Origin of the sequence: Bartonella gliris, from assembly GCF_045277155.1 — a bacterium.
GTDB lineage: Bacteria > Pseudomonadota > Alphaproteobacteria > Rhizobiales > Rhizobiaceae > Bartonella > Bartonella gliris.
In genome coordinates, this window is sequence record NZ_CP123962.1 from 77,571 (window position 1) to 101,298 (window position 23,728).

Below are 23,728 nucleotides of genomic sequence, written 5' to 3' on the forward strand. Positions count from 1 at the left end.
GAGTTAAGATTCTTATGGCCATAGCCCATAATTTGGAATAGATTTTATGAACAAGGATGCAATTAAAAACTTAACTGTTCTTGAAGCAGAAAGTGAATTGGAATGGTTGGCAAAAGAGATTGCACGTCATGATGTGCTTTATAATAATAACGACCAACCTGAAATTTCTGATGCAGAATATGATGCTCTTCGTCGCCGTAATGCAGAAATTGAAGCTCTCTTCCCTGAACTCATTCGTTCAGATTCTCCGTCACATAAAGTTGGTGCACCGGTTTCTGAAAAATTTGAAAAGTCTGTTCATGCACAGGCGATGCTTTCTCTTGACAATGCATTTAGTTCTGAAGATGTCAGTGAATTTGTTGAGCGCATTCGTCGTTTTTTACGACTTCCTGAAACGCAGATATTGGAAATAACAGCTGAGCCCAAAATTGATGGTTTATCTTTGTCTTTGCGCTATGAAAAAGGGAAGCTTGTGCGTGCTGCAACACGTGGTGATGGATATGTAGGTGAAAATGTCACAGCAAATGCACGAACAATTTCTGATATTCCAAAAGTTTTGCAAGGTAATTTTCCTGATACTCTTGAAGTTCGTGGTGAAGTTTATATGGGACGGGAGGATTTCCAAGCGCTTAATATGAATCAACAGGGGGAGGGAAAATTAACTTTTGCTAATCCTAGAAATGCGGCTGCTGGTTCTTTGCGTCAGCTCGATTCACGGATAACCGCTAGCAGAAAGCTTCAATTTTTTGCCTATGCTTGGGGTGAAGTGAGTGAAATGCCAGCAGAGAGCCAAATGGGAATGATGGAAAAGTTAAAGGAATATGGCTTTGTTATCAATCCGTTAACAAAAGTTTTTAAGACAGTAGAAGAGATACTTTCATATTATCATGATATCGAAGAACGCCGTCATTCCTTAAGTTATGATATTGATGGCATTGTTTATAAAGTTAATGATTTAAGGCTTCAAATGCGTTTGGGATTTGTTTCTCGTTCGCCACGTTGGGCAATTGCACATAAATTTCCAGCAGAAAAAGCTAGGGCGCTTTTGGAAGGCATTGATATTCAAGTAGGTCGTACTGGAGCACTAACCCCTGTTGCGCGCCTTGCGCCTATTACTGTTGGTGGTGTGGTGGTTACCAATGCAAGTTTGCATAATGAAGATTATATTAAGGGAATTGGTCATAAAGGGGAACCAATTCGTGAAGGGCGTGATATCCGTGTAGGGGATACAGTGATTGTCCAGCGTGCTGGTGATGTAATCCCGCAAATTGTTGATATTATTGCTGAAAAACGTCCAGATGACGCTTCTGCTTTTATTTTTCCTCATCTGTGTCCAGCTTGTGGGAGTCATGCTGTTCGTGAAGTAGGAGAGGCGGTGCGTCGATGCACGGGTGGACTTATTTGTCCAGCACAAGCCATTGAGCGTATTCGTCATTTTGTTTCGCGCAATGCTTTTGATATCGAAGGACTTGGTAAAAAACAGGTAGAGTTCTTTTTTCATGTTCAAGATGAGACTCTTTGTATTCATACACCAGCCGATATCTTCACTTTACAACGACGTCAGGAAAAATCTTTAACACGTTTAGAAAATATGGAAGGTTTTGGCACTGTTTCAGTTCGTAAACTTTATGATGCTATTAATGCACGCCGAAAAATTCCTTTAAGCCGTTTTTTGTTTGCATTAGGAATTCGCCATGTTGGAGAGGTTAATGCACGCCGTCTTGCACGTGTCTATCAAAGTTATACGGCTTTTGAGACTGCGGCGATGGCAGCTACTATGCCATGTGATGAGACAGGTGAAGAAGGCAATGAGGCTTGGATGGAGCTTACCAGTATTGAAGGGATTGGACCACAGGTAGGTGAAGCAATTGTTGATTTTTATCAAGAAATGCATAACCGCGAGGTTTTGGCTGTTTTGCTTGAAGAAGTGACACCTCTTGATGAAGAAGCTGTGATGACAAGTTCTTCACCCATAGTAGGAAAGATTGTTGTTTTTACAGGAACTTTGGCACGTATGTCACGCGATGAAGCAAAAGCATTGGCAGAACGATTAGGCGCCAAAACATCCGGTTCACTTTCTAAAAAAACGGACCTTCTTGTTGCAGGGCTTGGAGCAGGATCAAAATTGGCTAAAGCACAAGAGTTAGGTGTTGAGGTTATCGATGAAGAGGTTTGGTTGCAGTTGATTGAAGGGCATTATTAGAGTTTTCTTCTTCAAGAACAAAAGGATATGACAGTCCGGTGATCTGTATCATATGAAGCATATTTTTTCTTGTATGCTATAATAAAATAGGGATGATCTCCTTTTGGTTATTATGGTCTGCTTTATTTTTGCTGTTCGTTCTGATTTTGAAATATTTTAGGTATAACTGTTCGTATAACAGTGTGTTTATAGTCTTTGATGGCAATTATGCTGCTTTTTTAAAAAAGAGAAAGGGTGGTGTGTTTGTAAAAAGAGTAAAAAGACCCCATTGTATGCTAATTTATTTAAAGGGGCATTGTCGCTTTTTTTGCCCATTTTTTTTCTTCTTCATTTAAATAAGGCGCATTAACGTGATAAACATGTGCATGATAATCATTGAGCCATTGTCGTTCTTGCTGTGTCAAAAGCTCTGGAAGGATTAACCGTCGATCAATGGGGCAATTTGTGAGTGTTTCGAATGACAGCATTTCTATATCTCCACCGTCAATTTTTTGTGCTGGTTTTACAAGCATTAAATTTTCAAGACGAATACCAAAAGCTCCTTCACGATAATATCCAGGTTCATTAGAGACAATCATTCCGGGAATCAATTCTTGGCATCCATTGCGTGAAAGATTTTGTGGTCCTTCATGCACAGAGAGATAAGAACCCACGCCATGTCCAGTACCATGGGCATAATCAAAACCAGCTTTCCATAATGCAATGCGTGCTAGAACATCAAGATCTTGTCCACGTGTGCCTTTTGGAAATTGTGCGCTTGAAAGAGCAATCATGCCTTTGAGGACAAGAGTAAAACAACGTTTTTCTTCTTTTCCAACATTTCCTATTGCCACTGTACGTGTAACATCTGTGGTACCATCACGATATTGTCCACCGGAATCAACAAGATAAAGCTCCCCACTATTCAGGAGTTTATTTGTTTCAGTGGTTACACGATAATGAATAATTGCACCATTTGCACCTGCTGCTGAGATTGTATCAAAAGAGAGATCTTCAAGTTTTCTCCCCATTTCTTTTGCTGTCATTATGCGAAATTCTTCTAATTTTTGGGCAGCAGAAATTTCATTTATTGTGCCTGGTGTTTGTTTATCTAACCAAGAAAAAAAACGGGTAAGTGCTACGCCATCGCGCAGGTGCGCTTTGCGCGCACCTTCTTGTTCTGTGCTATTTTTAATGGCACGCGGCAAAGTGGCGGGGTCAGTTAGAGTTATGAAGGAGCCGCCTTCTTCTTCAAGAACAGTGCGCAATTTTTCGCATGTTATCCTTGCATCTAAAGCAAAAACTGTTCCTTTTTGAACATACTCTTTGATCTTTGGTATAAGCTGTTCTGGTTTATACAACTTTACATAACGTTCTAGATATTGTTTTTGGTCTGCACCAAGCTTTTTGCATTCAATAAATAAAGCTGGTGTTTCGTTAATTGGAATAAGAGCAAAACAAAGGGCAAAAGGTGTGTTAGAGACGTCATTGCCACGTATATTAAATGTCCACGCAATAGAAGAGGGGTCTGTAAAAATAAAAGCATCCGCATTGGCTTTTTGTATATCTTTACAAATCAATGCTAACTTTTCATCTGAACTGCATCCTGCATATTTGAGGGGATGAACCGATAAAGCAGATTGCGGTAATTGTGGTTGATCATGCCAGATAAGATCAATGGGATTTGGTTGAATTGCTACAAGTTTTCCACCTGCTTTAAATTCTAATGCTTTTCTCAATGCATCTGTGGTCGCAATGGTGTGAAGCCATGGATCAAAGCCAATAGAAAGTTTTTTCCCATTTTGTTCAAGCCATTGTGATGGAGGGAAAGTTATGAGATCTTGATAATCAAAAATATCAGGATCAGTTTGTTGGCGAACTTGGAGTTTATAACGTCCATCTGTGAATATGATGGCTTTGTTTTTTAAAATGAGTGCGATACCAGCTGATCCAGTAAAGCCGGTTAGCCAGCTAAGGCGTTGAGCATGTGGGGGAACATATTCGCCTTGATGTTCATCGCTACGCGGAACAAGAAAACCGTCTAGCCCAAGGCGGTCTAATTCTTTACGAAGGGAGGCAACGCGTTCTGAAGCATAAGCTGGATTTGTTGTCGCTTCAAAAGATTGATACATAACAACGTCCTTTTTTTTATTTTAGGTGTATCGTAACCCATCCTTGACGGTGGTATGTTTCAATATGTTCCAGTCCTTGTTTTACATAAGCTTTTAGAACATCGGCATGTTGTTCTTCAAGGATTCCAGAGAGTATGAGTGATCCGCCTTTTTGGAGTGTTTTTACCATTTCTTGTGCAAGTTCAATAAGAGGATTGGCAAGGATATTGGCAACAATGAGATCAAAGGGCGCACGTAAAGCAATTTCATCATGGGAAAAACCTGTAGCTGTGACAGCTGTGATATGTTTTTTTACGCCATTCAATTGGATATTGTGTTGTGCGACTTGAATAGCAATTGGATCGATATCGGATGCAAGTACAGAAATAGGTTTGAGCATTGCTATACCAATGGCCAATACTCCACTGCCGGTACCAAGATCAAGAGCATTTTGAGGGTTTTCATTTTGCATAACTTTGGCAATCATTTCCAAACAACCGGCTGTTGTTCCATGATGTCCTGTCCCAAAGGCTTGATTCGCTTCAATTTCAATAGGCAACACATTGGATGGAATGTCGTTTCGGTTATGGCTTCCATAAAGAAAAAAAGGGCCAGCATGGACAGGTTTTAGTCCTTCAAGGCTTTGTTTAACCCAATCAATATTCGGTAAAATTTCACTGTTAATTTTATCAGAATCTATAGAAAGAATGCGTGCAAAACGTTTTGAAGCATTCTCTTGGCTTTCTGTGTCTACATAAAGTGAAAGCTCATATATAGAATTTTTTTCATCTATCTCGACAAGAGCAAGGGGATACCCCTCTTCATCAAAGGCTGTTTCCATAAGTGTATACAACCGTTCTGCTTCGTTTTTGAAAGCAGTACAATACAAACGAATTTGCTGCGACATGCTGTTCTTTCTTTTAAATCAGCTTTTAAATTTAATTTGAGACGAGTTTTTTAAGCCGTTCAATGGCGATATCATTCCTTAATTCATCGTTGTCTTCTTTAATTTCATAAGGAATAACGCCAGCTAATTTTCCACCTTTTTTTAGTAAAAAAATTGCTGCTGTATGGTTATAAGTATAGTTTCCATCTGTTCCAGGGACTTTTTCAGCAACGATGTTAAAAGAATCTACCATTTTATGAACTTTATCAGGATCTCCACTGATACCAATGATTCTATTGTTAAAATTACTGAGATAATCATGGAGTACTTCTGGTGTATCACGTTCGGGATCAACAGTAACAAACCATATTCCTAACTTATCGGCATTTGGGCCAAGTGCTGTTAGCCATCGATCAAGATTGATCAGTGTGGTAGGGCAGCTCTCAGGGCACATGGTAAAGCCAAAGAAAATTATTGAAGGCTTGCTTCGAATATCAGCTTCAGTGATGGTTTTTCCATTGGAATCAGTGAGTATAAAATTATCGCCTAAAGGCTTATTTTTCAATGCGTCATAGGTAAAAATGCCTGCAAGAAATATGATTGTCAGCCCCAAGATGCGTATTACATTTTTCATAGTTTGACTCTCTTAATAGACCCCAAAATTGTAACATTGGCTGGTTAACTTTTCAATCTCTGTTTCAGGATTGATTTTGTTTACTTGGTGGTATGTTTTTTCATGTTATTGATAGAAAAAAAGTTAGTGGAAGATAAATGGATACAGAGAAAGATCTTCGATTTCATGAAAGCAAGCCTCGTATCAGTACGACAGCACGGCTGCATGGTTGTAAATTGGGACGCTATGTGGAAATCAATGAGCGGGTGGTTTTGCGTGATGTAACGGTTGGAGATTTTTCTTACTTTGAGCGTAACAGTGAGGCTATTTACAGTAATATTGGGCGTTTTTGTTCTATTGCATCTCATGTATGTGTGAATGCGCTAGAGCATCCTATGGAACGGCTTTCAACGCATAAAATAACATATCGCCCTAACGAATATTTTCGTTATATGGCATTAGATAGTGGTTTTCGCAAAAGGCGTTGTGCAAAACGTGTTATTATTGGGCATGATGTATGGATTGGACGTGGTGCGGTTATTATGCCTGGGGTAACAATTGGACATGGGGCCATCATTGGTGCGAACGCTGTTATAACGAAAGATGTTTTGCCTTATGCTGTTGTTGCTGGTGTTCCCGCAAAGCAGTTGCGAATGCGTTTTTCGGATACTGTGATTCAGCACCTTTTAGAGATGGCTTGGTGGAATTGGCCGCTTGAGAAAATTTACAACGCACTGCCTGATATGCAAAACCTTTCAATCGAGGCTTTTATTCGCAAATGGAAGTAACATTCAAAATAAAATGAAAAAATGTTTTTTTATTTGGAGAGGCGGTTCCATTATATTTATGTTAAGCTTTGTTTACAAAATTATCGAGCACACGCTTTTCTCCAGCTTTTTCAAACATAATGGTTAATTTATGGCCGTCTATTGCTGAAATATGACCATAACCAAATTTTATATGAAAAATCCGGTCATTGATTGAAAAATCTGAAGGAGTTTCAGAGACTGATTGAGCGATGACTTTTCCTTCAATGTTTTTTTGCGCAGGTTTCCGTCTTGGTACTGAATAATCATTATAAAAGGGATTTTGATGTTTAAAGCGTGATTTTCCGTAACCACCATAGGATGTTTCCATTTCTACTACTTCTATATGTTCTTCTGGTAATTCATTAAGGAAACGAGAGGGAAGTGTAGATTGCCAAAGTCCATGGATTCTCCGATTGGATACAAACCATATATGCAGGTGTTTTTTTGCCCTTGTCAGTCCTACATAAGCCAGTCGCCGTTCTTCTTCTAATCCTGAACGGCCGCCTTCATCTAATGAGCGTTGATGGGGGAAAAGTCCTTCTTCCCAACCAGGAAGAAATACTGTTTCAAATTCAAGTCCTTTGGCTGAATGAAGAGTCATGATGTTGACCGCATCCATATTTTCATTGTTTTCAGCATCCATAACCAGTGCAACATGTTCTAAAAAGCTGTGAAGGCTTTCAAATTGTTCCATAGAACGGATCATTTCTTTGAGATTTTCTAACCGCGTTGGTGCTTCTGGTGAGCGATCTTCTAACCACATAGCTGTATAGCCTGAATCCTCAAGGATTGTTTCGGCAAGCTCTTTATGGGGTGTGTTTTGCAGCATACTTTGCCAGTGGCGGAAGTTCTCGATAATGCTTCGCAAAGCACTACGTGCCTTAGGTTTTAGCTCGTCTGTTTCAATTATTTCAGCAGCGGCTGCAAAGAGAGGAATAGCGCGTGCACGGGCACTCTCATAAAGGGTGCGTAGAGTTGCATCCCCTAAGCCACGTTTAGGTGTGTTGATAATGCGTTCAAAGGCCAAATCATCTGCGGGTTGGACAACAACGCGCAAATAAGCCATGGCATCACGTATTTCCATTCGTTCATAAAAGCGTGGGCCACCAATGACGCGATAGTTAAGGCCAAGTGTTACAAAGCGATCTTCAAATTCACGCATCTGGAATGATGCGCGTACCAATATAGCTATGTGATTTAATGAATGACCGGCTTGTTGCGCTTGTTCAATTTCTTCTCCAATGGCGCGAGCTTCTTCTTGCGAATCCCAAGCTGTATGAATTTTCACTTTTTCTTCTTCGGTATTTATCTGATCAGAAAAGAGTACTTTTCCAAGCCTTTCTTCATTATGGGAAATCAGATAAGAAGCGGTCTTGAGAATATGTGATGTCGAGCGATAATTGCGTTCTAAGCGGATAATTTTTGCAGGAGGAAAATCTTTCTCAAAACGTAATATATTATCGACTTTAGCGCCACGCCATCCGTAAATAGATTGGTCATCATCACCAACACAACAAAGGTTGACATTTTGTCCTTTGGATTGTTGCGCCAAAAGGCGAAGCCAAAGATATTGTGCTGTATTTGTATCTTGATATTCATCTACGAGAATATAGCGAAATTGAGAATGATATTTGCAAAGAATATCGGGGTTATGTTGAAAGATAGAGATAGAATGAAGGAGAAGATCGCCAAAATCACAGGCATTAAGGCTTTTTAATCTCTCCTGATAGCTGCGATACAGTGTGCGTCCCATACCATTGCCAAAAGAATGAGAATCACTTTCTGAAATGCGTTCTGATGAAAGTCCTTGATTTTTCCAAGAATCAATCATTATGGCAAGGCTTCGCGCTGGCCAACGCTTATCGTCCAATCCTTCAGCTTGAATAAGCTGTTTTAAAAGACGGATAACATCATCGCTATCAAGAATTGTAAAATTGTTTTTTAAGCCAACAAGTTCTGCGTGGCGGCGCAAAATCTTCGCGCCGGTGGAGTGGAAGGTTCCAAGCCAAGGCATGCCTTCAACAATTGCACCAATATGTTCACCAATACGCGTTCTCATTTCACGTGCTGCTTTATTGGTGAAAGTTACAGCAAGTATTTGCTTAGGGGAAGCAAGTCCGGAGCGCAAAATATGAGAAATTCGGGTAGTCAGAACACGCGTTTTTCCAGTGCCAGCTCCCGCAAGAACTAAAAGAGGCCCTTCTGTATTCATGACGGCCTGTTGTTGTTCTGGATTAAGTTTTTCTAAATAGTCAGCGTCATATTGCACAGTATGAGCAACGAACCCAGGAGTATTTTCATGCTTGGGGGGAGGGGATTCATCTTCGAAAAATGGTATGTAATCGGAAAAATTATTCATTATACCTTTTGTGTAATCTTTTTTTGATTTGAGCGCTAGGTCTAAAAAATCTTTTCTCAGAAAAGTCATATTTTCGGTTGAATAAATACTTTTGGTTGAATAAGAGGATAAAGATCTTAAAAAGAGACAAAATAAATACTAAAGACGTTGGTTGAGAATGCTCTGGAGTGCGTAAACGCGTAATGAAGCTGAGAGACTCAATTGCTGTGGTCTTTTACTATCAATATCAGTGATAATAAAGGCTAAAGATTGACCTTTTTTGCGTGCAAGAGCTTTGAGAATATCCAAAAACGGTTGTTCTAAAGATACGCTTGTTGCATGCCCATCAATTCGAACAGATATTTTTTGCGGAATGACTGTTGACCAATCGATAGAATCATCAATTTGCATTCTCTTTTACTCTTATTCATCGTTAAACAAACGATTTTGATCAAGAAATTTTTTAGCCTTTAGGGATTCTTTTTGCTCAAAAAGCTTTTCAGCTTTTGTTCGTCCAAAGCGATAACGATTCTCTTCTGCATGAACAGCTTGTTCCGCACGCTTTTTTTGTTTTCGAAATTGGCGAAGATTAATCAATACACTCATGAGCTAATTTATTTTTTTCGAAAAGAATCTAAGGAAACAACATCAGCACTTTGTTTGGCATCATTGTTTGAAGGCTCTTTATTTGTTTTGAGATTTTGTTCTTTATTGAACATGTTTTCTTTTTGGGGTTTGTCCGATAGGATGACAGGTGGAGACGTGGTGTTTTCTGAATTTTCACCTTCTTTAGAATTAAAATTTGAAGGTAAATCAAATGCTGCTTCAAATGCTGCTACGGGATCATAAAATACTTGGATGGAGGTAAAAGGAATCACCAATCTTTCGCTAATTTCTCTAAAAGAGAGCGTTACTTCAAAAGCAGTTTCTGATACATTTAAGTCTCTAAACTGATGTTGTAATACGATTGTCATTTGTTCTGGATAACGGGTTTTAAGTCGAGTAGAGATCTTTACTCCCGGTGCATTTGTTAAAAAAGTGATAAAAAAATGGTGATTCCCTGGAAGTCCTGCTTTGGCAACTTCCGATAAAACTTTACGGATAACTCCACGAAGTGCATCCTGAACGAGAATATCGTAACGGATTTGATCTTGAACCATTAAAGTTTATTCCTTTTATTTCACACAGTGGCTGAGCATAATGGGTATCGTGCAATGAAATATTTCTTTAAGGTAGCAATATTTTGTCGATGATGCACCTTATTAATTGAGAAAAACACGAAATTTTATGACAAATAGTCTCTGAAGGATTCATCAATACCACTTACAAAAGTGAAGGCTTCTGTTGCCAGGTGCCTCCGAACCCCGCTTAAACCTGCGACGGTTTAAGGCTTACTTTGAAACATTCGCACTGCATCAAGCAGCGAGACGTGCTTCCGCATAGTTGTCATTTGCAACTACTCATTTAGTCCGATAACGGTGGTACTATGCCGAGTAAAAGAGCAATCTTTACGCCCTTGTCGATCCTATTTCGCCCCCACCAAAATATAATTTTTACTTATTATATTTGGGTGGAGGCGCCGGGTACCGCCCCCGGGTCCAATGAGTTTATTTCATTGTCCATTTATTACCATAGCTGGTAAACCAGCCTTCTAAATATAGATGAAAAACAGTCTTTGTAAAAGGGGGCTTGTTAATATTTTAAATCCTCTAGTTATTTATAAAACTATACGCGGTTGTAAAGTACAGCCGTTAATTCTTGGAGAGGAGATGTTGCAGAATGACAAATGATCTAGCAGATATTAAATTGTACGATCCAAATCCCGATGAGGCTGCAATAGAAAGGCTTCGTCATCGTTTAGCTTTGGTGATGAAAAAGCAGGATGCATCGCTTGTTGCTACATCAGATCCAAAAGAATTAGAGCGCGTTGAAAAATGGGTTCAAGAGGTATTAGGTGCTGATGAGCAGAGTGCTAAAGCAGCTATTGCAAAAGTTGCAGACATGATGTCTGGAGATCGCAGAAAAAGTCGCATGACTTTTTATTATTTAGTAGCGAAACAATTAAACGCATTTCATAAAATTTAAATAATATTAAAACTGAATTTTTATGCAATGACGATAAATGACTAAAAAGCCCAATTGCTTGGGCTTTTTTGTTTTATCTAGAAAATTAATGGGTTGCATCGTCTTGGAGGTATCCTCCTTTACTCATATCCGGTACAAAGAGAAGCGCAATAAACGCCATGATCATTATACCAGTTATGTAAAAATAAAAGAGTGATTCATGTCCCATATTCTTTAATCCAAGCGCTACGTATTCAGCAGAACCACCAAATAATGCATTGCCAATGGCATGAGAGAGACCAACTCCTATTGCGCGCACTGAAGCAGGGAACATTGCTGATTTTACGACACCAGAGATGGATGTATACATACTCATAATACAAAGCATTCCAATAATGACTGATAGAGCAACCCACGCACTATGTGTGTTCCCGATTATGCTAAGCCCAGGAAATGTAGAAAGTGCAGAGAGTATACTCCAAATGATGAGTAAAGTTTTTGTCCCAATTTTATCAGCTAGGATACCGGCTAAAGGTTGGAAGAGTATAAAAACAAAGAGTGCGGCAGTCATTATCGTTGTCGCTGTATGTTTATCAAATCCGGAGGTTGTGATCAGATATTTCTGCATATAAGTTGTACAGGTGTAAAATGTGAGAGATCCTCCAGATGCAAAACAAGCAATGACAAAAAAGGCTTTCCCGTGTTTGGTGAGAAGTTCCTTAAGACTGCCAGTATGTTGTCGAGAGCGGCTTTCTTTAGTGGTTGTTTCATGGAGTGAATAACGCAGATAAATTGCAACAATTGCTGCTAATCCACCAATCACAAAAGGAATACGCCAGCCCCATGCTTTTAACTGATCTTCAGTGAGATAAGATGCCAAAATAAATATAATAAAACTGGCGAAAAGTTGACCTGTGATAAGGGTGGCAGATTGGAAAGAAGCAAAGAGTCCACGATGTTTTTTAAGGGCAACTTCGCTCATATAAGTTGCTGCTGTACCATATTCACCGCCAGCTGAAAGTCCTTGCATCATTCGGATTAAAAGCAGGAGAATTGCTGCTGTTACTCCCAAAGTTTCATAGGTGGGAAGTATGGCGATGAGAAAAGATCCTCCACACATCATAAAAATAGAAATGAGCATTGAGTTTTTGCGGCCATAACGGTCAGCAATGTATCCGAGGAGCCATGCTCCAATTGGGCGCATAAGAAAGCCAATAAAAAAGACACCGGAAGATTTTAAAAGTTCGGTAATAACATCTCCATTTGAAGGAAAGAATTGTGATGCGAAATAAATCGACGCAAATGAGTAAACATAAAAGTCATACCACTCTACTAGATTGCCTGAGGCGCTGGATATGATAGCTAAAACACGTTTTCTTGTATCATGTTGTGCTAAAGTTGTTTCATTTTTCATGAAATGTTCCCCTCTTAGATTTATAGTTTATTTTTTTTAGTTAAGTTTGTTTTACGATTTGTATCGCCAAAATTCAATTGTTACCATAATAATTTCTTCTAAAAGCTATTTGAGAGGGCTTATTTTTGTTATAGGAGTGTGTCTTTTAAGGACTTTATTTTTTCAGTCGGATAAAAGATAGTCGCATCGAATCTAAAAGGGAGAGTGCGTTGAAAAATAGGTCTAATCTGGATGAAATGTTGGTAAAAAGAGTGCTTAAATGGCTGTTTTAAAAGTTGCCGATAGGATATTTGGAGAGTGTAGAAAAGTCGTATAACTTTTTATCATTTAGTCGCTAAACAATATAGATTTTTATATAAATATTCTTTCTTTTGTAAAGGAGCACAATACTTCTTGGTATAAGGTAGCTACAAGAAGTAAAATATTTCATGTTATTTGCTTCTTTTATTGAATTTTTATATATTCATTATAAAAAACCCAATTGCTTGGGTTTTTTATTGGTTTTTTATTGTGGGTAGAAATTTTAAAGGATTTCATCCTCTTTAAGATATCCCCCTTTGTCTATATCTGGCATCAAGAGAATTGAGATGAGTGCAATGATCATCATACCAACTATGTAAAAAGAGAAGACCTTTTCATATCCCATACTTTTTAATCCAAGTGCGACATATTCAGCAGAACCGCCAAACAGTGCATTACCAATGGCAAAAGCGAGTCCAACTCCGATTGCTCGGATTGAAGCAGGGAACAGTTCTGCTTTTATGATACCAGCGATTGATGTATAAAAACTCATAATACAGAGCATTCCGATAATAATTAATAGTGCAACCCATGCATTGTGGGCATTTCCAATCATTTTAAGCACAGGAATTGTGCAGATAATGGATAAGGTACCCCAACTGATGAGCGAAACCCTTGTTCCAATCTTATCAGCCAGAAAGCCAAAGAGGGGTTGGAGTAACACAAAAATGAAAAGTGCGGCAGTCATTATCGTTGTTGCAGTGTGTTTATCAAAACCGGTGGTTGTGATGAGATATTTTTGCATGTAGGTAGTGTATGTATAAAATGTGAGCGATCCTCCAGCTGTAAAGCCAATGACCAAAAAGAAAGCTTTTTTGTGGTTACATAAAAGCTCTCTAATACTACCAGCGTGTTGTTTAGAGCGGCTTTCTTTGGTTGTTGTTTCATGGAGTGAACTACGGAGATAAATTGCAATTATTGCTCCAAAGCCACCGATCACAAAAGGAATACGCCAGCCCCATGATTTTAACTGATCTTCAGTGAGGTAAAGTGCCAGAATAAATATAATAAAGCTGGCGAAAAGTTGACCTGTGATCGTTGTAGCATATTGGAAAGAAGCAAAGAGCCCGCGATGATTTTTGAGAGCGACTTCACTCATATAAGTTGCTGTTGTACCATATTCACCGCCAACTGAAAGTCCTTGAAACATGCGGATTAAAAGCAGAAGGAATGCTGCAGTTATTCCAATGCTTTCGTAGGTAGGAAGTATGGCGATGAGAAATGAGCCACCACACATCATAAAAACAGAAATCAGCATTGAGCGTTTACGTCCATAACGATCAGCAATGTATCCGAAGAGCCATGCTCCAATCGGGCGCATAAGAAAGCCAATAAAAAAGATTCCTGCGGTTTTTAGCAGTTGTGTAACGACATCATCATCTGCAGGAAAGAATTGTGATGCGAAATAAATCGAGGTAAATGAGTAAACATAAAAATCATACCATTCTACCAAATTTCCTGATGCACTGGCTATAATGGCAAAAATACGTTTTCTTGTATCATGTGGTGCTAAAGTTGTTTCATTTTTCATTAAGTGTCCCCTCTTATTTTTTTTCTATTTTAAGTTGTTTATAATTTGCATCATAAAAATTCAATTGTAGAACGGTAATTTTTATAGAAGCTATTTAACGCTGCTTTATTTGAATTATATTTTCAAGTGTTTTGAAGTTTTTCTTTTTTTATTGCATGTTTTACGAGGACATTGATCATTCAAAAAGCCATTGGGATATGATTAGTGTGTGGTAATAAACACAGTGAATATTTTGATTGTAATTTTTTAGGATGATACAAAAATTACATGGTTTAAAAAATATGGTTTATCTTTTAAGATCAAATAGTTTGATCGAAAAGAGATTTTTTTTGGGGGGGGTACCAATGTCTTTCTTGACTAATGTTATATTGTTTACATGAGTGCTCTTTTCGATATGGTTAAGAAAATCGTTGTATCTTGTTGTTTAATTATGAATTTTAGCAATAAACTTAGAGCCTTTGTGATTCTATAACACTTTTGATTTATTTCATTGCTGGCTTTTTTGCCAAATTGTGTTATCGATTTTTTTAAATGTAACGCTTGAGTGCTTATCGATAAGTTTATATTTTTTAATGTTTTTTACGATGAATTCATTATCGTGGGGCAAGCATTTTGAGATTTTCTTAGGTAAATTCTGCGATGCACAAATAGAGCGATAACTTGTGGCTTATACATTAACAGTTAAGTGTATGTTTTTGCTTATTTATTTACCTATTTTAAATTTGTACTCTTATAAAAAGGTGGATCTTTGAAAATGGAGCAAATGCGGTGCCTTATTGTTGAAAGAAGGGAAACTTTTCAACAAAGGTTGATCATTGCTGATAAAATATCATTTACTAAAATTGAGTTTTTAATGAGATGTTTTTTTCCAAATTTCTATGAAAAAAGAAAAAACAGATTTTTGTTTAAATACACTAAATATTTTATAACGAACTGCAATGTTTTTGGTGCAATCATCAGACAAAATATTAGGAATGCTATGAGATAATTTATTTCTTACAATTCATATTGAAGGGAAGGATATTGTTCCTTTATGAGGTTAGAAATGGGATATAACAGCTTGTAAATATTGAATGTTACGATTTTTATAAAAAAAGCCCAAAAGATTGGGCTTTCTTATTTATTTAAGGCAGGAATTCCTAATGAATGTCTTCATCTTGAAGGTATCCTCCTTCTCGGGTATTTGGCATCAAGAGAACTGCAATGAATGCGATTATCATCATGCCGGTTATGTAAAAATAGAAGATAGATTCGTAACCAATGTCTTTTAGTCCAAGTGCTACGGATTCAGCTGAACCACCAAAGAGTGCATTGGCAACTGCGTAAGAGAGACCAACTCCTATTGCTCGTACTGAAGTAGGAAACATTGCTGCTTTTATAATACCAGAAATGGAGGTGTAAAAGCTTATAATGCATAACATTCCAATAATAACCGATAGAGCAACCCATGCGTTATCTGTGTTACCAATGACTCTAAGTCCAGGAATTGTACAAATAATGGATAAGGCACTCCAAATAATGAGTGAAGTTTTTGTTCCAATTTTATCTGCTAGAGCGCCAAATGCAGGTTGGAGTAACATAAAAACGAAGAGTGCAGCAGTCATTACCGTTGTGGCAGTATGTTTATCAAATCCGGTAGTCGTGATGAGATATTTTTGCATATAGGTTGTATATGTATAAAATGTAAGCGATCCTCCGGCGGTAAAACCAATAACCAGAAAAAAAGCTTTTCGATGGTTGCGCAATAGTTCTCGAATACTACCAGCTTTTTCTTTAGAACGGCTTTCTTTGGTCGTTGTTTCATGAAGCGAACGTCGCAGATAAATCGCAACAATTGCAGCTAGCCCACCAATGGCAAAAGGGATACGCCAACCCCATGCTTTTAATTGATCTTCTGTGAGATAAAGTGCCAGAATGAATATAACCAAGCTAGCGAGAAGCTGACCACCAATGAGAGTGGTGTATTGGAAAGAACCAAAGAAACCGCGGTGATTTTTGAGAGCAATTTCGCTCATATAAGTTGCAGTTGTGCCGTATTCTCCACCGACGGAAAGTCCTTGAAGCATTCGGAGTAAAAGAAGAAGAATTGCTGCTGTTATTCCAATGCTTTCGTAGGTAGGAAGTATGGCGATAAGGAATGAGCCACCACACATCATAAAAACAGAAATCAGCATCGAGTTTTTTCGGCCATAACGATCAGCAATGTATCCGAAAAGCCAACCGCCGATTGGACGCATAAGGAAGCCAATAAAAAAGACACCAGCGGCTTTTAAAAGTTGAGCAACAACATCACCATCTGAAGGGAAGAATTGCGATGCAAAATAGATAGATGTAAAGGAATAAACATAAAAGTCATACCACTCTACCAAATTACCTGACGCGCTGGATACGATAGATAGAACACGTTTTCTTGTATCATTTGGTGCTAAAGTTGTTTGATTTGCCATAAGGTTATCCCTTTTTACGTTCATGTTTGTCGATTTATTACCCCTGTATTTATTTCCTTAGGAACTGTCTACAGTATTTTATCTTTTGCGTCAAAAATTTATTGGATCATGGTAATTTCTTGTGCAAGATATTTGGGAAGAGGGATTTAAATTGTATTTTTATGAATTTTACAATTTCTATTTTCTATAACTAACAGAATCGGCCATAATACTTATATGAAAACCTACCTTGATCTTCTATCTCATGTTTTAAATCAGGGCATTGATCGTGCAGATCGAACCGGTGTTGGGACGCGATCGGTTTTTGGATATCAAATGCGGTTTGATTTACAGGCTGGATTCCCATTGTTAACAACAAAGAAACTGCATTTACGTTCAATTATTTATGAGCTTTTGTGGTTTCTTAAGGGTGATACGAATATCGCGTGGTTGAAGCAACATGGTGTGTCAATTTGGGATGAATGGGCTGATGAGAAAGGGAATCTTGGTCCTATTTATGGTTATCAGTGGCGTTCTTGGCCAGCTCCGGATGGGCGACATATTGATCAAATGAGTAATCTTTTGACTATGATTAAGAGAACGCCTGATTCTCGTCGATTGATTGTATCTGCTTGGAATCCAGCATTGATAGAGGAAATGGCTTTGCCTCCTTGTCATTGTTTCTTTCAATTTTATGTTGCTGATGGGAAGCTATCTTGTCAACTTTATCAGCGTTCAGCCGATATTTTTTTAGGTGTTCCGTTCAATATTGCTTCTTATGCATTGTTAACAATGATGATTGCACAGGTAAGCGGCCTTAAAGTAGGTGATTTTATTCATACTCTCGGTGATGCGCACCTTTATTCTAATCATTTTGAACAAGCTCAATACCAGTTGTCTCGTATACCAAATGCTTTGCCGTTTATGCGTATAAATCCAGCGGTAACGGATCTTTTTTCTTTTAAATTTGAGGATTTTGAATTGCTTAATTATGAAGCACAACCACATATCAAGGCTCCGGTAGCAATATGACTTTTCCAGTTTATTTAATTGCAGCTGTTGCAAAAAATGGTGTTATCGGTCGTGGAGGTATGATGCCTTGGCACTTATCCACGGATTTGCAACGCTTTAAAAATTTAACTTTTGGTAGACCCGTTATTATGGGGCGAAAAACTTGGGATTCTCTTGGACGTCCTTTACCAGGACGTACAAATATTGTCATTACTCGTAATTGTGCATTCACGGCTGAAGGCGCTGTTATTGCTCATTCTTTGTTTCAAGCTTGTTCTATCGCAAAAAGGGTGGCTTCTCAAAATGGTGCAGATGCAGTTTTTATTATTGGTGGTGGTGAAATTTTTCAACAAGGGTTGAGTATTGCTGATAAAATATTCCTTACAGAAGTTTTAGATTCTATTGAAGGTGATAGTTTTTTTCCTGTTTTGGATAAAGAGAAGTGGACTATTGTGCAAACACAATATATTCCAGAAGGAGAGAAAGACAGTCATCCGACACGTTTTGTGGTTTATGAACGAAAATAATCATTTGTAATTCAGTGGAAAGAACCTGTTAGTTGTATTGTAATGAGGTAAGAGGCACCCTATAAGATCACACAAATGATTGGTGTTTGAGTAGTGGTAGTTAGTTAAAGAGGTGATGATGCCCTGGACAAATCATAATGGTGGTGGCCCTTGGAGCGGCGATAAAAGTAAACTTGGTGGTGACAAAAAAACACCAGCTAAGAATCTCTTTGGTTCTGGTGGTAATCATGGTGGTGATAATGGCCACAATCTTGATGATATTTTGCGTAAAGGGCAGGATCAGTTCAAACAATTTGGTAGGAGTGGGCTTTCTGTTTTACTCCTTTTACTTACTGCGTTTTTTTGGCTATACCAGTCACTTTATATTGTTCAGCAAAATGAACAAGCAGTGGAGTTGCGTTTTGGCGTCCCTAAAGAAGGCATCATCGGTGATGGTTTGCATTTTCATTTTTGGCCAATTGAAACTTACATGAAGGTGCCTTTAACGGAAAAAACAATCGCGATTGGTGGTCAATCTGGTCAGACGCAACAAAGTGAAGGCTTGATGCTTTCGAGTGATCAGAATATCGTTAATGTCAATTTTTCTGTTTACTATCGGATTTCACGTCCTAGTCAATTTTTATTCAATGTGAATGACCAAGAAGGAACAGTTCGTCAGGTTGCGGAGAGTGCAATGCGTGAGGTTATTGGTTCTAGGCCAGTTGATGATGTTTTACGTGACAAGAAAGAAGAAGTTGCTAATGACGTCAGAAAGATTATCCAGTTGACTGTAGATAAATATCAACTTGGTGTTGAAATAAGCCGTGTGTCTATCAGTGAAGCTGCTCCTCCTACAAAAGTTGCTGCTGCATTTAATTCTGTTCAGCAGGCGGAGCAGGAACGTGGAAGAATGATTGAAGAGGGAAATCGTGTGCGTTTTACGAAGATTGGTTTAGCGAATGGTGAAGCTTCACGGACACGGGAAATAGCAAAAGGTGAAAAAGCACAAATGGTTGAAGAGGCAACAGGGCGTGCTGAGCGTTTTCAGGCGATAGCTCGTGAGGCTGCAATTTCACCAGAGGCTGCTCGCTACCGTCTTTATATGGAGACGATGGGACGTATTCTTTCTTCACCAAATAAGCTGGTTCTTGATCAAGCAAATTCGCCAGCGGTGCCCTATTTACCTCTGAACGAATTGTTGCGTAGCAATTCATCAGACAAAGTGAAGGCAACATCAGCGCGTCCTGTATCGCTATTGAATTCTCGCATTTCTGGGGGACGTTAATTATGCAGCAGTCTCGTTTTTTGTTTGTGTTTAGTGCTATAGGGCTTGTTTTGATGGTTTTGTGGATGTCCGTTTTTATCGTTTATCCTCGTCAACAAGTAGCAATTAAGCGTTTTGGGCAAATTGTTCAGGTAGAATCTAATCCTGGGATCTATTTGAAGATGCCCTTTGTAGATAAGATGATCATTGTTGATAATCGGTTGTTGCGTTACGATGTTCCTACACAATCTGTACAGGTTCGTGGTGGTGCCTATTATGAAGTGGATGCGTTCTTTATTTATCGTATTACAGATCCTAAGTTGTTTTTACAGCGTATTTCTTCTGGGCGTCCGCAAATTGCTGCCCGTGAAAATCTTGCATCACGTTTTATTGACGCTTTGCGTGCCGTTTATGGTAAGCGAGAATTTAAAGCGGCTTTATCGGATGAACGGGGAGCGATGATGGCTGAAGTGCAAAAGCAGTTTTCTGTAGATGCAGGTTCGTTGGGGATTACCATTGTTGATGTGCGTATTCGCAAAACCGATTTAACAGATGCTGTTTCAGAAGATGTCTATCGACAAATGGCGGCTGAACGTGAGGCTGCTGCTGAAAATATTCGTGCGCGTGGTCAGCAGGAACGAGACCGTATTGTGGCGGAAGCTAATCGTGAATATGAAGAAATCGTAGCAGCTGCAAAGCGTGATGCCGAAATTACCCGTGGTGAAGGTCAGGCTGAAAGTATTCGCCTTTTATTGAACGCGCGGGAGGCTAATCCATCCTTTTACGATTTTTGGTTGGCAATGGAGCAATACAAGAATTTAGAACATACTCCGATGGTGATTTCACCAAATGAGGATTTCTTTTTCTATTTTCGTAATCCGCCGCAAGCAAATAAAGCATTCTTACCAACAGTGAAGACTGGACTTAATAATACAGATAAAAAATCCGTGGAAGAGTAGATAGGGCAATGGATTGCGTTTTGAGCTCCCGTGGTCATTTTCTTTTATGATGAAAATGGTAGAGAGTGTTGAGCTATACTGATTTTACAGAGATAAATTTAGTGAGGCTCTTTGCAGTATTTATCGAAGGCACATTATGGGTAAAAATGTTAGGTGTAATAATATGTCTCTGAAGCGCTTTGCTATGGGATTCACCGTCAGTGTAGCTTTGTTTTTATTAGGGACAATTAGTTTGTCTTGGGCGAGGGAGGAAAAAAATACACCACTTTCTATTCCTGATTTAGCTGCTGAACTTTTGGAGACAGTTGTGAATATTTCCACAGCACAGACAGTTGATGGGACTGAACAGGATGAACTTACTTCTGTACCTGTTATTCCAAAGGATTCATTGCTACAAGAATATTTTAATGATTTTTTTACATCTAAAGATGGTCAAAAAGGTAGCCAGTTTCAGAAGGTACGTTCTTTGGGATCTGGTTTTGTGATTGATGCGCGAAGAGGGCTTATCGTTACAAATTATCATGTTATCGTTGATGCTGATGACATTGAAGTTAATTTTACTGATGGTACAAAGCTAAAAGCAAAATTGCTTGGAAAAGACAGTAAGACCGATTTGGCACTGCTTCAAGTGGAGGTAGGAAGAAAAAAATTAAAAGCTGTACGTTTCGGAGATTCAGAAAAGGCGCGCATTGGTGATTGGGTTATGGCTATTGGTAACCCTTATGGTTTTGGTGGTAGTGTCACGGTTGGTATTATTTCTGCACGCAATCGTGATCTTAATGCTGGTCCTTATGATAATTTTATTCAGACAGATGCAGCAATTAATCAAGGCAATTCTGGAGGCCCGTTATTTGATAGAAATGGTGAAGTGATAGGGATTAATACAGCAATTATTTCACCTTCTGGAGGATCGATTGGTATTGGTTTTGCTATACCATCTGATATGGCTCTTTCTGTTATTAATCAATTGCGTGATTTTGGAGAAATAAGGCGCGGTTGGTTAGCTATTCGTATTCAACCGGTGACAGAGGATGTTGCAAAAAGTTTGAACCTAGAGAACCCTGTAGGGGCGTTGGTTGCAGGTAAAATGGAACAGACGGATGTAGATAATAGTCAGTTGCAGGTTGGAGATATCATTCTTTGCTTTGGGAATGCCAAAATTAAGCATGCACGCGATTTACCGCGTTTGGTCGCGGAAAGTCAGGAAGGGAAAGTTGTGGATGTTACTGTTTTGCGGAATGGGCAAGAAAAAACAGTAAAAGTTAAGCTTGGACGTTTAATTGAAACAGACGCAAATGAAAATACAGCAGAAGAAGCCGATGATAAAAAAAGTGATGCTGTATCGAAAGGCGTGACAATGCAATTTATGGGAATGACATTATCTGAGCTTACAGCGGACTTACGTCAACGTTATTCAATTGCTGATAAACTTCAGGGGGTGGTTGTAACATCTGTTGCACAAAATAGCGCGGCAGATAAAAAACGTATTCGCATTGGTGAAGTGATTGTTGATATCAATCAAAGTGCTGTTACAACGGTTGATGAGGCTAAAAAACGTATTCATAAATTACGTGAAGCTGGACGTAAAAATGCTTTATTCATTGTTGCTCGTCCAGATGGAGAGTTAAGGTTTGTAACGCTTCCAATGGATTGATATTTAGGAGATTGTATTTTTGTTACGGCTCTTAAAGTGTGCGATAGGTGATAGTTTACTCTCTTCAGTTTTCAAAAGAGCCATTATACAAAAAGATGAATATCAAAGTCTTTAATTTATGGGCATCGCTGCGTCTTTCTTTATGGCAGATGGAAAAGAAACTGTTGCAAGAAAGGGGAGCTTGAAGAAAATAGTACTGATTATAAGTCAGAATGCCAACCATTTTTTATAAAAAGATGAAGCCGTTTGGTTATGGGGGTTAAGCTCAGTATTATTTAGTATATGCTTGCAAAGCGTATGTTTGTTTATGATGGTCTCTCTGAAAGAGCTTTTGTGGCTGTATTTTGTTATTGAATGATAATAGCAAGAGAAATATTTTGAAATTCTTTTAGCATTGTTATTGTGCTTATTTTAAAGGGATTAAAACGATCTAGGCACTTTCTCTGTGTTAACTATAGAGGTCTTATTTTCGTTTGAAAAGCTCACTCTGTGACAATGGGGATAGAATACAGGGGAGATGGAATACAGGGTCTTTGGGGAGTATCGTGCATGTTGCAATAAGTCGATGCGTGATGGCTATAAGGAATTTCCATTGATGACACAGAGAACGATTACATTGATAGCCGGGCCAACAGCAAGTGGGAAGTCAGCGCTTGCTTTACAGATGGCTCAAGAAAAAAATGCTCTTATCATTAACACTGATGCAATGCAGGTGTATGATGTTTTAAATATTTTAACAGCACGGCCTACGGAGTTTGAGACTGCAATTGTTCCACATTATCTCTACGGTTATGTGAATCCTGCTCTTCATTATTCAGTGGGACAGTGGTTATGTGATGTTGGAAAGCTTTTAACTACTTACACGTCGAAATCACTTATTTTTGTTGGCGGAACGGGGCTTTATTTTCATGCTCTTTTGGGAGGGATTTCGGAAATCCCCCATATTCCAGATGCCGTGCGGCAGAAATGGCGACTTCTGCTTGATAAAGAGGGAACTGAAAACCTTTATCGCCAGTTGTTGCAGGTTGATGCTGTTCTTGCTGAGAAAATTTCTTCGCAAGATGGTCAGCGTATTGTCCGTGCTTTAGAGGTTTATGATGCAACTGGTAAGAAGCTTAGCTGGTGGCAGAAGAAAAAAACGCCCTCTCTGATTTCGCCAAATTTTTCAGAAAAAATTCTTCTCATTCCACCACGTCAATGGCTTTATGAACGCATTCATAAGCGGTTAGATTATATGGTTGAAAAGGGAGCTTTAGAAGAGGTATCTGCTATGAAAAAGCTTATGCTTTCTCCTTTATTACCAGCGATGAAGGCTATTGGCGTGCCTGAATTTATAGCTTATTTGAATGGATATAGGAGCTTTGAGAATGCTCTTGAAACAGTGAAGATACAAACGAGAAGATATGCCAAAAGGCAAATGACATGGTTTCGTAATCAATTTGATGAGAAATGGATACGTATTTCTTCAGATGAAACGCTATAGAAATTTTATAAAGAGAGCGTTTGGAATGGAAAGTTTTTAAAAAGATAATTTTTGATTGACGAATGGCATTGATGGAATTAAAACTTTTGCCTATAAGGAATATCTTTCTTACAGTGTATCGTGCGTTTTAAATGGGGGGATAATTATACGATACATGTTTTCGCGTGTAATAGGCTC

Annotated in this window: 19 protein-coding genes and 1 other RNA gene; 9 read left to right on the top strand and 11 right to left on the bottom strand. The window is 38.6% G+C overall.

The features are described from left to right. Positions 1 to 46: 46 nt before the first annotated feature. Positions 47 to 2,203 carry an NAD-dependent DNA ligase LigA gene (gene ligA / locus QHG54_RS00290; protein WP_406604224.1) on the top strand — a complete coding sequence of 719 codons (2,157 nt, stop codon included), beginning with the start codon at positions 47 to 49 and terminating at the stop codon, positions 2,201 to 2,203. Between the two features lie 284 nt (positions 2,204 to 2,487). Here the strand turns inward: ligA and QHG54_RS00295 are convergent, their stop codons facing one another. Genes QHG54_RS00295 through QHG54_RS00305 form a run of 3 tightly spaced genes read right to left on the bottom strand, consistent with a single transcriptional unit; the run spans position 2,488 to position 5,813 of the window. Further along, entirely contained in the window at positions 2,488 to 4,314 is a 1,827-nt protein-coding gene (locus QHG54_RS00295) for an aminopeptidase P family protein (RefSeq protein WP_406604225.1), read from the bottom strand. 16 nt (positions 4,315 to 4,330) lie between these two features. Next, positions 4,331 to 5,200: a 50S ribosomal protein L11 methyltransferase gene (locus tag QHG54_RS00300; RefSeq protein WP_406604226.1), complete on the bottom strand. Its 870-nt coding sequence runs from the start codon at positions 5,198 to 5,200 to the stop codon at positions 4,331 to 4,333. Positions 5,201 to 5,231: 31 nt separating this feature from the next. After that, positions 5,232 to 5,813, bottom strand: coding sequence for an SCO family protein (locus QHG54_RS00305; protein WP_406604227.1), 582 nt, complete (start codon positions 5,811 to 5,813; stop codon positions 5,232 to 5,234). Between the two features lie 137 nt (positions 5,814 to 5,950). On the opposite strand from QHG54_RS00305, the gene QHG54_RS00310 reads away from it, so the two are divergent. After that, positions 5,951 to 6,580, top strand: a complete 630-nt coding sequence (locus QHG54_RS00310) for a DapH/DapD/GlmU-related protein (protein WP_406604228.1) — start codon at positions 5,951 to 5,953, stop codon at positions 6,578 to 6,580. Positions 6,581 to 6,641: 61 nt separating this feature from the next. Here the strand turns inward: QHG54_RS00310 and QHG54_RS00315 are convergent, their stop codons facing one another. The 5 genes from QHG54_RS00315 to ssrA all read right to left on the bottom strand — a co-directional run bounded on the left by QHG54_RS00315 (position 6,642) and on the right by ssrA (position 10,626). Continuing rightward, positions 6,642 to 8,960, bottom strand: coding sequence for a UvrD-helicase domain-containing protein (locus QHG54_RS00315; protein WP_317993470.1), 2,319 nt, complete (start codon positions 8,958 to 8,960; stop codon positions 6,642 to 6,644). A gap of 138 nt (positions 8,961 to 9,098) precedes the next feature. Then, positions 9,099 to 9,350, bottom strand: coding sequence for a ribbon-helix-helix domain-containing protein (locus QHG54_RS00320; RefSeq protein ID WP_317993469.1), 252 nt, complete (start codon positions 9,348 to 9,350; stop codon positions 9,099 to 9,101). A 12-nt stretch (positions 9,351 to 9,362) separates the two neighbouring features. After that, entirely contained in the window at positions 9,363 to 9,545 is a 183-nt protein-coding gene (locus QHG54_RS00325) for a DUF4169 family protein (RefSeq protein WP_406604229.1), read from the bottom strand. An 8-nt stretch (positions 9,546 to 9,553) separates the two neighbouring features. Then, positions 9,554 to 10,099 (bottom strand): ClpXP protease specificity-enhancing factor SspB, encoded by a 546-nt coding sequence (locus QHG54_RS00330; RefSeq protein WP_317993467.1) that lies wholly within the window; start codon positions 10,097 to 10,099, stop codon positions 9,554 to 9,556. Positions 10,100 to 10,269: 170 nt separating this feature from the next. Then, positions 10,270 to 10,626, bottom strand: a transfer-messenger RNA (tmRNA) gene (ssrA, locus tag QHG54_RS00335). Between the two features lie 92 nt (positions 10,627 to 10,718). Here ssrA and QHG54_RS00340 point away from each other — a divergent pair. Beyond that, positions 10,719 to 11,024, top strand: coding sequence for a DUF2853 family protein (locus QHG54_RS00340; RefSeq protein ID WP_317993466.1), 306 nt, complete (start codon positions 10,719 to 10,721; stop codon positions 11,022 to 11,024). An 85-nt stretch (positions 11,025 to 11,109) separates the two neighbouring features. Here the strand turns inward: QHG54_RS00340 and QHG54_RS00345 are convergent, their stop codons facing one another. The 3 genes from QHG54_RS00345 to QHG54_RS00355 all read right to left on the bottom strand — a co-directional run bounded on the left by QHG54_RS00345 (position 11,110) and on the right by QHG54_RS00355 (position 16,695). Beyond that, positions 11,110 to 12,417: an MFS transporter gene (locus QHG54_RS00345; protein WP_406604230.1), complete on the bottom strand. Its 1,308-nt coding sequence runs from the start codon at positions 12,415 to 12,417 to the stop codon at positions 11,110 to 11,112. A 523-nt stretch (positions 12,418 to 12,940) separates the two neighbouring features. Beyond that, positions 12,941 to 14,248, bottom strand: coding sequence for an MFS family transporter (locus QHG54_RS00350; protein WP_406604231.1), 1,308 nt, complete (start codon positions 14,246 to 14,248; stop codon positions 12,941 to 12,943). Positions 14,249 to 15,387: 1,139 nt separating this feature from the next. Next, a complete protein-coding gene (locus QHG54_RS00355) occupies positions 15,388 to 16,695 on the bottom strand; it encodes an MFS family transporter (protein WP_317993463.1) in 1,308 nt (435 codons plus the stop codon). Between the two features lie 216 nt (positions 16,696 to 16,911). Between QHG54_RS00355 and QHG54_RS00360 the strand changes: the two genes are divergently transcribed. The 6 genes from QHG54_RS00360 to miaA all read left to right on the top strand — a co-directional run bounded on the left by QHG54_RS00360 (position 16,912) and on the right by miaA (position 23,551). Next, positions 16,912 to 17,706 (top strand): thymidylate synthase, encoded by a 795-nt coding sequence (locus QHG54_RS00360; protein ID WP_317993462.1) that lies wholly within the window; start codon positions 16,912 to 16,914, stop codon positions 17,704 to 17,706. After that, positions 17,703 to 18,212, top strand: a complete 510-nt coding sequence (locus QHG54_RS00365; RefSeq protein WP_317993461.1) for a dihydrofolate reductase — start codon at positions 17,703 to 17,705, stop codon at positions 18,210 to 18,212. Before QHG54_RS00360 ends, QHG54_RS00365 begins: the two co-directional genes overlap by 4 nt. A gap of 118 nt (positions 18,213 to 18,330) precedes the next feature. Next, entirely contained in the window at positions 18,331 to 19,476 is a 1,146-nt protein-coding gene (gene hflK / locus QHG54_RS00370) for an FtsH protease activity modulator HflK (RefSeq protein ID WP_317994058.1), read from the top strand. Between the two features lie 2 nt (positions 19,477 to 19,478). Beyond that, complete coding sequence (hflC, locus tag QHG54_RS00375) at positions 19,479 to 20,414, top strand: protease modulator HflC (RefSeq protein WP_406604232.1); 936 nt, start codon at positions 19,479 to 19,481, stop codon at positions 20,412 to 20,414. A 136-nt stretch (positions 20,415 to 20,550) separates the two neighbouring features. Further along, a complete protein-coding gene (locus QHG54_RS00380) occupies positions 20,551 to 22,068 on the top strand; it encodes a Do family serine endopeptidase (RefSeq protein WP_317993459.1) in 1,518 nt (505 codons plus the stop codon). A 595-nt stretch (positions 22,069 to 22,663) separates the two neighbouring features. Continuing rightward, positions 22,664 to 23,551 carry a tRNA (adenosine(37)-N6)-dimethylallyltransferase MiaA gene (gene miaA / locus QHG54_RS00385; RefSeq protein WP_317994057.1) on the top strand — a complete coding sequence of 296 codons (888 nt, stop codon included), beginning with the start codon at positions 22,664 to 22,666 and terminating at the stop codon, positions 23,549 to 23,551. Positions 23,552 to 23,728: the final 177 nt, after the last annotated feature.